Here is a 12,635-nt window from a genome sequence, read left to right on the forward strand (position 1 = left end):
TGTCATCCTCCACTTTTAAAATGGAAAATAGGAGCAAGCCTATTTTTCGTGTCGTATTTTGTAGATATGTCGATATCTCATGTCGAAACGCCGATATATCATGAGAAACGGTCGATATATTTCAATTTGCGCCGATAAAATTTCATGTACTTTTATATGCCTATTAATGTTTGAAATGACGTACGCCCGTGAACACCATCGTAATCCCATATTCATCCGCTTTTTTAATCGAATCTTCGTCACGGATTGACCCGCCTGGTTGAATGATTGCTGTAATCCCCGCTTTTGCGGCCTCTTCTACTGTGTCTGGCATTGGGAAGAACGCATCGGATGCTAAGGCGCTACCTTGCGCTTTGCTACCTGCTTGCGAGATTGCAATTTTTGCAGAACCAACACGATTCATTTGTCCAGCACCAACACCGATTGTCATATTATCTTTTGCGAGTACAATTGCATTTGATTTTACATGTTTTACAACTTTCCAAGCTAATTTTAAGTCGTTCCATTCTTGCTCTGTTGGTTCACGTTTTGTAGGAATTATGATTGTCTCTTCATTTAGCGCTAACGTATCTTCTTCTTGAACAAGAAGTCCACCTTGAACAGAAGTTAGTTTTTTACTTGCACTTGTTGTCTTCTCAATATTTACCGTTAACAGACGTAAGTTTTTCTTACTTTGCAATACTTCTAAAGCCTCTTTCGAAAATGAAGGTGCAATAATAATTTCTAAGAAGATTTCATGTAATTTCTCTGCCACACGTTTATCAATTTCACGGTTCGCTGCAATAATGCCGCCGAAGATTGATACTGGATCCGCCTCATAAGCACGTGTATACGCTTCATGGATATCCGTACCAACACCAACTCCGCATGGATTCATATGTTTTACGGCGACTACCGCTGGTTCTGTAAATTCTTTCACAATGCTAAGCGCTGCATCTGCGTCATTGATGTTGTTATAAGATAGTTCTTTTCCGTGCAATTGCTCTGCATATGCAACAGAAGAAGCCACCGCAAATGGTGCTTTATAGAATGTTGCTTTTTGATGCGGATTTTCTCCGTAACGTAAATCTTGCTTTTTCTCGAATGTTACTGTTAATATTTCTGGGCTTTCTTCTCCCATTTGTTCAGTCAAATAGTTTGAGATTAATGCATCATATGCCGCTGTATGACGGAATACTTTCGCTGCTAATTTACGCTTTGTTTCGTCTGTAACCTCACCTTTTTCTTTTAATTCAGCTAATACAACGTCATAGTCTGCTGGATCTACAATTACTGATACAAATTTATGATTTTTTGCAGCTGAACGAATCATTGTTGGACCACCGATATCAATATTTTCAATCGCATCAGCAAATGTTACATCAGGCTTAGCAATCGTCTCTTTAAATGGGTATAAATTTACAACGACAAAATCAATCAGCTGAATGCCTAATTCGCTCATTTCTGCTACATGCGCTTCATTATCACGCACTGCAAGTAATCCACCATGAATATTGGGATGTAATGTTTTGACACGACCATCCATAATCTCTGGGAAACCTGTTACTTCAGAAATCCCCATTACTTGTAAGCCATTTTCCTCTAATAATTTTTTCGTGCCACCTGTTGAAATCACTTCAATTCCTTGTTCAAGCAAACCTTTCACGAATTCTACTACTCCTGTTTTATTAGAAACACTTACTAATGCACGCTTTTTCATTTCTTTTACACCCCTATTTCACAGTTCGTTCTTTCATAGATTGAATGATTTTATTTACCGTATTTACATATAAACGATGTTCCACTTGTTGAATTTTCTTTTGCAAACTATCTCTCGTATCATTTTCAGAAACCTGCACTGCTTCTTGTGCAATAACCGGTCCTGTATCCATACCAGCATCTACATAGTGAATCGTTACTCCAGTTACTCCCACCCCTGCTTTTAACGCTTGGCCAATAGCATCTTTTCCTGGAAAGCTCGGTAATAACGATGGATGAATATTAATGATTTTTCCCCCATATGCTTCTAGCAATGTCGGTCCGATAAGACGCATATATCCCGCTAAAATAACAAAATCAATCTCGTATTCTCGTAATTTTTTTAATATCTCTTTTTCAAACGCTTCCTTTGATTCATATGCTTTCGCCGAAAAAGCAAAGCATGGAACATGATGATAATGCGCTCTTCCGATTACACGCGCCTCGGGTTGATCACATACTAGCAAACTAATTTCAGCATGTAATCTATTTTCTTCTACTGCGTTAACGAATGCTTGAAAGTTAGATCCGCTTCCAGAGGCAAAGATTGCCAATCTATTCATGATCTATTCCTCCATTAAAAGCAACACCTGATCCTTTTACAGTGCGTCCAATGATATACGCTTTTTCTCCTTGTTCTTCAAGAAGACGAACAACCGCTTTTGCATTTTCTTCTTTCACCGCTACTACCATACCAATACCCATGTTAAAAATATTGAACATTTCCTTCTCTTCTATCTTTCCAACCTCTTGAATTAGGCTAAAAATCGGTTGAATGTTCCAAGAGCCAAGGTCAATTTCTGCTCCAATTCCTTTCGGTAACATACGTGGAATATTTTCAATAAAACCACCACCTGTAATATGTGCCATGCCATACACTTCATATTTCTTCAATAGTTCTAAAATAGGTTTGACATAAATTTTCGTCGGCTTTAATAACTCTTCACCAAGAGGTAGTTCTAACCGTCCATATATACGGTCTAAAGACATCTGTCCGTCTTCTAATAATACTTTGCGAACTAAAGAATAACCGTTACTATGAATCCCACTAGAAGCTAAACCAATTAACACATGCCCCTCATCAAGCGAATGACCTGTTATAATTTTCTTTTTATCAACAATCCCAACAGTAAATCCTGCTAAATCATACTCTTCCTTGGAATACATACCTGGCATTTCTGCTGTTTCCCCTCCAATTAGTGAGCATCCAGCTTGCCGACAACCTTCCGCTATCCCTTTGACGATGTGCTCAATTTTACTTGGATCAGCTTTACCACAAGCAATATAGTCAAGGAAAAATAATGGTTCTGCTCCTTGAACAACGATATCATTTACACACATTGCTACTGCATCGATGCCAATTGTGTCATGTTTATCTGCCATGAAAGCAAGCATTAACTTTGTACCTACACCATCTGTTCCTGATACTAATACAGGTTCTTCTAATGGCAATTTTGATAAATCAAACATACCCCCAAAACCACCTAGACCGCCTAGCACTTCTTTTCTCATTGTTGTTTGTACGTGTTTTTTCATGCGAGATACCGCTTCATATCCAGCTTCAATATCTACTCCTGCTTGCTTATACGCATTCGCCATTGTTTTTCACACCTCGTCTTTTAATTTCTCCCCATCTAGGGCGACCGTTTTCAGAAAGAAGCTAGCTTCTACATAGAAAGAAGTAGAAGCTTCTTTTCTTTTTTATTTCATACTTTCTAAAAGTTCTTGTTCATAATCGTAAAGAGCGGTCGGATAATCTCCATTAAAATAAGCCATGCATAACCCGCCGTATTTCCCTTCATATGGACGTCCAATTGCATCTACTAATCCATCTTCACTTAAAAATGTTAGAGAATCTGCACCGATGATTTGACAGATTTCCTCTACAGAGTGATTTGCAGCGATTAATTCTTTTCTCGTTTGAATGTCAATGCCATAGAAACATGGATACTTAAGAGGAGGCGAAGCAATTCTTACATGCACTTCTGTCGCTCCTGCTTCACGAAGCATGCGAACAATCCGCTTACTGGTTGTCCCTCTTACAATTGAGTCATCAATCATGACAACACGTTTTCCTTCAACTACACCGCGTACTGCAGAAAGCTTCATTTTCACCCCTTGCTCACGCAGCTCTTGGGATGGTTGAATAAAGGTACGTCCGACATAACGATTTTTAATTAATCCTAATTCATATGGAATTCCCGTTGCTTCTGCATAACCAATGGCTGCTGAGATGCTAGAATCAGGTACCCCTGTTACAACATCTGCCGCAATAGGTGCTTCCATTGCTAAACGTTTCCCCATATTTTTACGCGCCGCATGAACATTGACGCCGGCAATATTAGAGTCTGGTCGTGCAAAATAAATATATTCCATACTACAAATTGCGTGCTCTACTTCATTTGTAAAACGATCTACTTGAATCCCTTCATCATTTATGATAAGAAGTTCTCCAGGTTCAACATCACGAATATATGTCGCACCAACTACATCGAAAGCACATGTTTCAGATGCTACAACATAGGCATCCCCCATTTTCCCAATCGAAAGCGGGCGAAACCCATTTGGGTCTAGTGCAACAATCATTTCATGACTTGTTAGTAACAAATATGCAAATGCACCTTTTACTTTATTTAACGCATCCTTTACACTCTCGATTAATGACCCTTTCGTATTTCGCTTAATTAAATGCAGCAATACTTCTGTATCTGAACTTGTTTGAAAGATACTTCCTTCTGCCTCTAATTCACGGCGAAGCATTTTGGCATTAATTAAATTCCCATTGTGAGCTAATGCCATACTATGATCAGAGAAACGAAATAGTAATGGCTGAACGTTTGCTACTTCACTTCCGCCCGCTGTTGCATAACGCACATGGCCAATGGCTGATTTTCCATTTAAACCTTCTAACTCGCCTCTTGAAAACACTTCTGATACTAAACCTAACCCCTTATGACCAATAATTTTCTCCCCATTATTCACCACAATACCTGCACCTTCTTGCCCACGGTGCTGTAAACTATGCAATCCGTAGTACGTAACTTGTGCTGCATTTTCATGCCCCCAAATTCCGAAGATGCCACATTCTTCATTTAACCCCTTTATTTCAGCAAGCATGGGATTGCCCCTTTCCAAGCCTTTCTCATTTCATCAACATTTGCTGTAAGTAGTACTTCATTTTCTTCATTATGAATTGTTACTTCATTTGTATTTGTGACTTCACCAACTTGAATTGCTTCTACTACTTTTTCAAACGCTTCTTGTTGTTCACGTTTTACTGTTACAACAAAACGAGATTGTGATTCTGCGAATAATGCCGCTGTTGCCTCCCCAGCTAATTTCACAGTAGCACCTAATCCTTTCGCACCGATTGCACTTTCAGCAATCGCAACTGCTAATCCGCCTTCTGCAACGTCATGTGCCGATTGAACAAGTCCCGCCTGAATTGCTTCTAGTAATTGTTTTTGACGTTTTGCTTCTACTTCTAAATCAATACTTGGTGATTGACCGAAGATTTTACCGTACATCATCTTCTGTAATTCACTTCCACCAAATTCAGCTTTCGTTTCACCCATAACATAAATAAGATCCCCAGCTTGCTTAAATTCTTGTGTTGTTACATGTTTTAAATCGTGAACAAGCCCAACCATTCCAACAGTTGGTGTTGGATATACAGCTTCACCGCTGCGCTCGTTGTACATTGATACATTTCCACCAATAACTGGAGTTTGTAATGTACGACAAGCTTCGCTCATACCATCTACTGATTTCTCAATTTGCCAGAAAATTTCTGGTTTCTCTGGATTACCAAAATTTAAGCAATCTGTGATTGCAAGTGGTTCTCCGCCAGAACATACAATATTACGCGCAGCTTCTGCTACTGCAATTTTACCGCCCGTTTCAGGATCTAAGTAAATATAACGAGAGTTACAGTCCGTTGTGATTGCTAATGCCTTCTCTGTACCACGTACTCGCACCACCGCTGCATCTGATCCTGGTGTAACAACAGTACTTGTGCGTACTTGATAATCATACTGATCATATACCCATTCTTTACTTGCAATCGTTGGTTGTTGTAATAAAGCTAGTAATGTTTCTTTATAGTTATCTACTTTTGGCGTCTTCATTTTCATTTCTTGAAATTCCCTAAAATATGCTGCCTCTTTTGAAGGTTTATGATAAATTGGCGCTTCTTCTGCTAATGCATCCGCAGGTACTTCTGCTACCATTTCACCTTTATGGAATAAACGAAGCATTTTATCTTCCGTTACTTTTCCCATCGCAACTGCCGCTAAGCCATACTTTTCAAATAACTCTACAACTTCTTGCTCTCTACCTTTTTTCACCACAATCAACATACGTTCCTGTGATTCAGATAACATCATTTCATATGGTGTCATACCTGTTTCACGCTGTGGCACATCGTCTAAATACATTTCAATACCCATTCCCGCTTTACTTGCCATTTCCGCAGAAGATGATGTTAAGCCCGCAGCGCCCATATCTTGAATTCCAACAAGCGCATCAGATTGGATTAACTCTAAGCATGCTTCAATAAGAAGTTTCTCCATAAACGGATCGCCTACTTGTACTGCTGGGCGTTTTGCTTCTGAACTCTCAGATAGTTCTTCTGATGCGAAAGTTGCACCATGAATACCGTCTCGTCCTGTTGAAGCACCGACATACATAACCGTGTTACCAGCACCGTGCGCTTGCCCTTTTTTTATATCTTCATGATGAATTAACCCAACGCACATTGCATTGACAAGTGGGTTTCCTTCATAACATGGATCAAATTGTACTTCTCCGCCAACAGTTGGAATACCAATACAGTTACCGTATCCTGCAATCCCTGCAACTACTTCTTCAAATAAATACTTCACGCGTGGTGATTGGAGTTCACCGAAGCGCAGTGAGTTCAATAATGCAACCGGACGTGCTCCCATAGAGAATATATCACGAATAATACCGCCAACCCCTGTTGCTGCACCTTGATACGGCTCAATTGCCGAAGGATGATTGTGACTTTCCATTTTAAATACAACTGCTTGATTATCACCAATATCTACAATACCTGCGCCTTCTCCAGGTCCTTGTAATACACGTTCTCCTGTTGTTGGGAACTTGCGAAGAACTGGTTTTGAGTTTTTATAACTACAATGCTCTGACCACATAACAGAGAAAAGCCCTGTTTCCGTATAGTTCGGCAGACGTCCTAAAATCTTTTCAATCATGGCAAACTCTTCGTCTGTTAACCCCATTTCCGCATATATACGTTCTTCTTTAATTTGTGTTGGATTTGGTTCAAGCATTAACGACATATGTTTCCCTCCAATATTTCAAAATAGATTGAAAGACTTTTAACCCTTCTGCACCGCCAAGAATTTCATTCACAGCACGCTCTGGGTGTGGCATCATGCCAAGCACATTACCTTTTTCATTTACAATACCTGCAATATCTGAAACACTTCCGTTTGGATTGTCTACATAACGGAATACAATTTGATTCTTCTGCTCTAATTTTTTAAGAGTTGCTTCATCACAATAATAATTTCCTTCACCATGTGCAATTGGGATATGAATGATTTCCCCCTTGTTATATTGTGATGTAAACATCGTTTCATTATTTTCAACACGTAACGGAACAGTTCGGCACATGAATTTTAAGTTTTGATTTCGTATCAATACCCCTGGTAATAATCCTGATTCAACAAGAATCTGGAATCCATTACACACGCCTAAAATAGGCTTTCCTTGCTCAGCAGCTTTTTGCACTGCTTTCATTGCATTCGCAAATCGAGAAATGGCACCGCAGCGAAGGTAATCACCATAAGAGAATCCACCTGGTAAAAGAATCGCATCATATTCGTCTAAGTTCTCTGCATCATGCCAAACATAATCTACATCTTCACCAAGCTCATCTTTAATTGCATGAAACATATCAACATCACAGTTCGAACCTGGAAAAACGATTACGGCAAATTTCACTGTGCGACAACCTCCTCAATTTCATAACGGAAATCTTCCATTACAACGTTTGCTAATAGTTTTTCACACATTTCTTTTACTTTTCTATCAAGATCAGTTACCGATTTATCAATTGTTAACTCCATATATTTACCAATGCGCACATCTTGTACTTCTGTAAAGGAAAGGCTGTGAAGAGCACCTTTTACTGCTGTTCCTTGTGGATCTAATACACTCTCTCTTAATGTTACATATACCTTAACTTTATACATGTGAAGCCCCTCCTAAACGTTTTAAAATTTCTTCATATGCCTCGGTTAAATTACCTAAATCGCGGCGAAATACATCTTTATCAAATTTCTCATTGCTCTCTTCATCCCATAAACGACAAGTATCTGGTGAGATTTCATCCGCTAATACAATCTTGCCTTCCTCTGTAATACCAAACTCTAATTTAAAATCTATTAACCTTACACGACAGCTTGCGAAATGCTCAATCAAAACTTGATTGATTCGTAGAGCCTTTTCTCGTAATGTACTTATCTGCTCTAATGTTGCAGCGTTTAACACACGAATATGATCTTCTGTTACAAGAGGATCTCCTAAATCATCATCTTTGTAGTAAAATTCTACGATTGGTTTGGCAAGTGGTATTCCCTCTTCCATTCCTAATCGTTTGGAAAGGCTCCCTGCAATGACGTTTCTTGTAACAACTTCTAATGGAATAATACTTACTTTTTTCACAAGTTGTTCTGTATCTGATAGCTTCTTTACAAAATGTGTTTCAATTCCCACTTCTTGCAACTTTCTGAACAAAAAAGTTGTAATTTCATTGTTCAAACGACCTTTTCCTGTAATGGTCGCTTTTTTCTCTCCATTGAAAGCAGTAGCACTATCTTTGTACTCTATCCAAACCATATCTGCTGCTTCTGTACGATATATTCTTTTTGCCTTACCTTCATACAGCAATTCTAGCTTTTGCATTTCGCAAGCCCCCTGTAGTTTGAAAAATGTGAATAATATTTTTATAAAGAATGGCACAGAATAACGCTATTCTGTGCCATATAAAATTTTCTGCTTAGTTTAGTCCAAGACGTTCAAAAATAGTATCAACATGTTGTAAGTGATATTCATAGTTGAAACATTCGTTGATTTCTTCTTGTGTTAACTTGCTTGTAATACGCTCATCTGCCTCTACAAGATCTTTAAATTGTACTTGTGTCTCCCACGCTTCCATCGCTTTAGGCTGTACGATATCATAAGCTTCTTCACGTACCATACCTTTGTCGATAAGAGTAAGCATGACACGTTGCGAATAAATTAAACCGTATGTTCTTTGCATATTGCGTTTCATGTTCTCTGGGAATACCGTTAAGTTTTTCACGATATTACCGAAGCGGTTTAACATATAGTTTAATGCAATAGTTGCATCGGGTAAGATAACACGTTCTGCAGAAGAGTGCGAAATATCACGCTCATGCCATAATGGAACATTTTCATAAGCTGTTAACATATAACCGCGAATAACACGTGCCATACCAGTCATATTTTCAGAGCCAATCGGGTTACGTTTATGCGGCATAGCAGAAGAACCTTTTTGACCTTTTGCGAAAAACTCTTCTACTTCACGAGTTTCACTCTTTTGTAAACCGCGAATTTCAACTGCCATCTTTTCAATAGATGTGGCAATCAATGCAAGTGTTGACATGTAATGCGCATGGCGATCACGTTGCAATGTTTGTGTAGAAATTGGTGCTGCTTCTAATCCTAAGTTTTCACAAACATATTTTTCTACAAATGGATTAATGTTTGCATACGTACCAACTGCACCTGATAATTTACCGACGCGAACTGTATTAGCTGCTTGTTTGAAACGTTCCAAGTTACGTTTCATTTCTTCATACCAAAGACCAAGTTTTAAACCAAACGTTGTTGGTTCTGCATGAACACCATGTGTTCGCCCCATCATAACTGTGTATTTATGTTCTTTCGCTTTATTTGCTAAAATCTCAATAAAGTTTTCTAAGTCCTTTAATAAGATTTCATTTGCTTGTTTTAAAATATAAGACAATGCTGTATCTACTACGTCTGTTGATGTTAAACCGTAGTGAATCCATTTGCGTTCTTCCCCTAATGCAGGTGTTTCTGATACTGCACGAGTAAATGCTACTACATCATGACGTGTTTCTTTTTCAATTTCATAAATACGATCCATATTAAATGATGCATTTTCGCGAATTTTTTTCACATCTTCTTTTGGAATTTCACCAAGTTCCGCCCATGCTTCACAAGCTAAAATCTCCACTTCCAACCATGCTTTAAATTTATTTTCTTCCGTCCAAATCGCACCCATCTCAGGGCGTGTATAACGACTAATCATCTTTTTCCCTCCAACAGTTGTTCTTGATGGTCCCAAATATGCAAACTACGCGCTTTTTCTAGAGCCACTTCGATATTTTCATTCAAAATATTAACATGTCCCATTTTACGCTGTAATTTTGCTTCTTCTTTTCCATATAAGTGTAAATAACACCCGGTTAATCTATTCACTTGTCTTAGGACCCCTTCTATATGTTCGCCTAAAATGTTTACCATGACAACTGGTTTTAACAAATTTGTTTCCCCAAGAGGTAAATTACAGATTGCTCGAATATGCTGTCTAAACTGACTCGTTTCACATGCATCAATTGTATAATGACCGGAATTGTGAGGACGTGGAGCCAATTCATTAATATAAATTTCACCATCAACTGTAGCAAACATTTCTACTGCTAGTGTTCCCACTAACTGAAGTTCATCCGCGAGTATCTGTGCATATTGAATTCCCTTTTGGGAAAGGTTTGCTGTAATGCGAGCTGGTACGATTGATTCATGTAAGATGTTATTCACGTGAATATTTTCAGCTACTGGAAATACCTTTGTTTCCCCGCTTACACTGCGCGTTACAATAACAGATATTTCTTTTTCAAATGGCACCCATTTTTCTAAAATACATTCAGATTTACTAATCAGTTCACTTGCTCTTGTAATATCAGCTTCGCTTCTTAAAACAACCTGACCTTTGCCGTCGTATCCTCCCGTTGTTGTTTTTAATACACAAGGGAAAGACAGTTCCCTTATTGCCGTAAGTAGCTCATTTTGCTTTTGAATGAGACGATATGGTGCTACCGGCAAACCAGCTTCTACAATCGTATTCTTTTCTGTAAAACGATTTTGGGTTTTGAATAGTAATTGGCTCCCTTGTGGCAAATATGCATACTTCTCAAGCCACTGTAAACATCTATAATTAATGTTCTCAAATTCATATGTAACAACATCGCTTATTTCCGCCAAATGCTGTATCGCTTTTAAATCGTCATAAGCGGCTACAATTTCAATATCAGCAACTTGTGCACATGGAGAATGTCTTATTGGATCTAAAACAGCGATTTTATAGCCCATTTCCTTCGCTGCTAAAGCCAGCATTCTTCCAAGCTGACCGCCGCCAATGATTCCAATTGTTTGTCCAGGTAAAATGATTTTCGTCATATTAGCTCACTACCTTCGCGCACATTTTTCTCAATTGCTTCTCGTCTCAGTTCTAATGCATCATGTATGTCATCATAAAATGAGCCAAGTATTTGTGCCGCGAGCAACCCTGCATTTGTGGAACCAGCCTTTCCAATGGCAACTGTCGCAACGGGAACTCCCCCTGGCATTTGAACAATAGATAATAATGAATCCAAGCCATTCAATGCTTTTGATTGCACAGGCACACCAATTACAGGAAGATTTGTCTTTGCTGCAACCATTCCTGGTAAATGAGCAGCACCTCCAGCTCCAGCGATAATCACTTTTAATCCACGCTCACGAGCGGTTTCTGCATATTCAAACATATAATCCGGAGTCCGATGAGCAGATACAACTTTCTTCTCATACGGAATTTTTAATTCATTTAAGATGTCACAAGCATATTTCATTGTTTCCCAGTCTGACGTGCTTCCCATTATGACTCCAACTAGTGATTTCATAGTAGAATCCCCCCGATTCAAATAAAAAAAGCCTGAAATAGAACATTTCTCTTACTATAAGAGAAAGCGCTCTATCCAGGCATACGTATCCCTTGTGAATAGAAAATACCGAGTGACTTTCCCTCATAGTCTAACGAATAACGGTCGTTAGGTAGAGACTTGCAGGCCATAACCCCGCGATTATATGAGGTGCGATATAATATTGTTTCTATGGTTATATTAACAATATTCAGTAAGCGATGTCAACAAATAATCGAATGTTTTTTTAAACACTAAAAAAAATGTTCGTGTTTTAGTTATTTGTTGACATATTTATGCGAATTATTATTAATATAAAAGAATTTTAAGTCATTCTCTCATGTTTCTTTTTATCCTCTTAAATTGCTAAAAGCTAAACTTAGGGGGGAGGGATTCCTATAGTTCTTTCTAACCTAAGATATCTAAATCCACCTCACCTATGTAGCTATTTCTATTCATATTAAAAACATAGTAGAACAAAAGAATTGCAAAGTGAGCTTGATAAGTTACAATCAAACACGAATATTCAAATGATAGAGAAATAACAAAAAACCTAAGTCAGATTGACTTAGGTTTTTTTGCTTGGCGACGTCCTACTCTCACAGGGGCAAGGCCCCAACTACCATCGGCGCTAGAGAGCTTAACTTCCGTGTTCGGTATGGGAACGGGTGTGACCTCTCTGCCATCATCACCAAACTATTGAAGGGATATTCCTTCAAAACTAGATAACATTTGCTTCATATTGAATCCAGCTCCAGCGACTCTGAACAAGTCGCTTCCGCTTTAGATATATGGTTAAGTCCTCGATCTATTAGTATTCGTCAGCTCCACGTGTCACCACGCTTCCACCTCGAACCTATCAACCTGATCATCTTTCAGGGATCTTACTAGCTTACGCTATGG

11 protein-coding genes, 2 rRNA genes and 1 riboswitch are annotated in these 12,635 nt (G+C 38.6%); all 13 genes read right to left on the reverse strand.

The window, feature by feature from the left end:
• Window positions 1-163: 163 nt before the first annotated feature.
• A complete protein-coding gene (purH, locus tag MR059_RS13845) occupies window positions 164-1,699 on the reverse strand; it encodes a bifunctional phosphoribosylaminoimidazolecarboxamide formyltransferase/IMP cyclohydrolase (protein ID WP_011983399.1) in 1,536 nt (511 codons plus the stop codon).
• A gap of 13 nt (window positions 1,700-1,712) precedes the next feature.
• Window positions 1,713-2,300 carry a phosphoribosylglycinamide formyltransferase gene (purN, locus tag MR059_RS13850; RefSeq protein ID WP_011983398.1) on the reverse strand — a complete coding sequence of 196 codons (588 nt, stop codon included), beginning with the start codon at window positions 2,298-2,300 and terminating at the stop codon, window positions 1,713-1,715.
• Window positions 2,293-3,336, reverse strand: a complete 1,044-nt coding sequence (gene purM, locus MR059_RS13855; protein ID WP_011983397.1) for a phosphoribosylformylglycinamidine cyclo-ligase — start codon at window positions 3,334-3,336, stop codon at window positions 2,293-2,295. The genes purN and purM overlap by 8 nt, the downstream gene beginning before the upstream one ends.
• A 102-nt stretch (window positions 3,337-3,438) precedes the next feature.
• Window positions 3,439-4,854 (reverse strand): amidophosphoribosyltransferase, encoded by a 1,416-nt coding sequence (purF, locus tag MR059_RS13860; RefSeq protein WP_011983396.1) that lies wholly within the window; start codon window positions 4,852-4,854, stop codon window positions 3,439-3,441.
• On the reverse strand, window positions 4,839-7,058 hold the full coding sequence (gene purL, locus MR059_RS13865; protein ID WP_011983395.1) for a phosphoribosylformylglycinamidine synthase II: 2,220 nt from the start codon (window positions 7,056-7,058) through the stop codon (window positions 4,839-4,841). Before purL ends, purF begins: the two co-directional genes overlap by 16 nt.
• Entirely contained in the window at window positions 7,042-7,725 is a 684-nt protein-coding gene (purQ, locus tag MR059_RS13870) for a phosphoribosylformylglycinamidine synthase subunit PurQ (protein ID WP_011983394.1), read from the reverse strand. Before purQ ends, purL begins: the two co-directional genes overlap by 17 nt.
• Complete coding sequence (gene purS, locus MR059_RS13875) at window positions 7,722-7,976, reverse strand: phosphoribosylformylglycinamidine synthase subunit PurS (RefSeq protein WP_011983393.1); 255 nt, start codon at window positions 7,974-7,976, stop codon at window positions 7,722-7,724. The genes purQ and purS overlap by 4 nt, the downstream gene beginning before the upstream one ends.
• Window positions 7,969-8,688, reverse strand: a complete 720-nt coding sequence (gene purC / locus MR059_RS13880) for a phosphoribosylaminoimidazolesuccinocarboxamide synthase (protein ID WP_011983392.1) — start codon at window positions 8,686-8,688, stop codon at window positions 7,969-7,971. The genes purS and purC overlap by 8 nt, the downstream gene beginning before the upstream one ends.
• 94 nt (window positions 8,689-8,782) lie before the next feature.
• Window positions 8,783-10,084 (reverse strand): adenylosuccinate lyase, encoded by a 1,302-nt coding sequence (gene purB / locus MR059_RS13885; RefSeq protein WP_011983391.1) that lies wholly within the window; start codon window positions 10,082-10,084, stop codon window positions 8,783-8,785.
• Window positions 10,081-11,232, reverse strand: coding sequence for a 5-(carboxyamino)imidazole ribonucleotide synthase (gene purK / locus MR059_RS13890; RefSeq protein WP_011983390.1), 1,152 nt, complete (start codon window positions 11,230-11,232; stop codon window positions 10,081-10,083). The genes purB and purK overlap by 4 nt, the downstream gene beginning before the upstream one ends.
• Window positions 11,229-11,714 (reverse strand): 5-(carboxyamino)imidazole ribonucleotide mutase, encoded by a 486-nt coding sequence (gene purE / locus MR059_RS13895; RefSeq protein WP_011983389.1) that lies wholly within the window; start codon window positions 11,712-11,714, stop codon window positions 11,229-11,231. Before purE ends, purK begins: the two co-directional genes overlap by 4 nt.
• A gap of 106 nt (window positions 11,715-11,820) precedes the next feature.
• A riboswitch (purine riboswitch) is annotated at window positions 11,821-11,922 on the reverse strand.
• A gap of 390 nt (window positions 11,923-12,312) precedes the next feature.
• Window positions 12,313-12,428, reverse strand: a 5S ribosomal RNA gene (gene rrf, locus MR059_RS13900).
• Window positions 12,429-12,523: 95 nt separating this feature from the next.
• Window positions 12,524-12,635 (reverse strand): 23S ribosomal RNA (locus MR059_RS13905); the annotation flags it as partial.

Origin of the sequence: Bacillus cereus group sp. BfR-BA-01522 (genome assembly GCF_022662635.1) — a bacterium.
Taxonomy (GTDB): Bacteria; Bacillota; Bacilli; order Bacillales; family Bacillaceae_G; genus Bacillus_A; species Bacillus_A cytotoxicus.

What these genes read in the sequence shown, in the direction of transcription:
- purH (WP_011983399.1), bottom strand. Translation starts at nt 1,699, where the DNA reads ATGAAAAAGCGTGCATTAGTAAGTGTTTCTAATAAAACAGGAGTAGTA.
- purN (WP_011983398.1), bottom strand. Translation starts at nt 2,300, where the DNA reads ATGAATAGATTGGCAATCTTTGCCTCTGGAAGCGGATCTAACTTTCAA.
- purM (WP_011983397.1), bottom strand. Translation starts at nt 3,336, where the DNA reads ATGGCGAATGCGTATAAGCAAGCAGGAGTAGATATTGAAGCTGGATAT.
- purF (WP_011983396.1), bottom strand. Translation starts at nt 4,854, where the DNA reads ATGCTTGCTGAAATAAAGGGGTTAAATGAAGAATGTGGCATCTTCGGA.
- purL (WP_011983395.1), bottom strand. Translation starts at nt 7,058, where the DNA reads ATGTCGTTAATGCTTGAACCAAATCCAACACAAATTAAAGAAGAACGT.
- purS (WP_011983393.1), bottom strand. Translation starts at nt 7,976, where the DNA reads ATGTATAAAGTTAAGGTATATGTAACATTAAGAGAGAGTGTATTAGAT.
- purC (WP_011983392.1), bottom strand. Translation starts at nt 8,688, where the DNA reads ATGCAAAAGCTAGAATTGCTGTATGAAGGTAAGGCAAAAAGAATATAT.
- purB (WP_011983391.1), bottom strand. Translation starts at nt 10,084, where the DNA reads ATGATTAGTCGTTATACACGCCCTGAGATGGGTGCGATTTGGACGGAA.
- purK (WP_011983390.1), bottom strand. Translation starts at nt 11,232, where the DNA reads ATGACGAAAATCATTTTACCTGGACAAACAATTGGAATCATTGGCGGC.
- purE (WP_011983389.1), bottom strand. Translation starts at nt 11,714, where the DNA reads ATGAAATCACTAGTTGGAGTCATAATGGGAAGCACGTCAGACTGGGAA.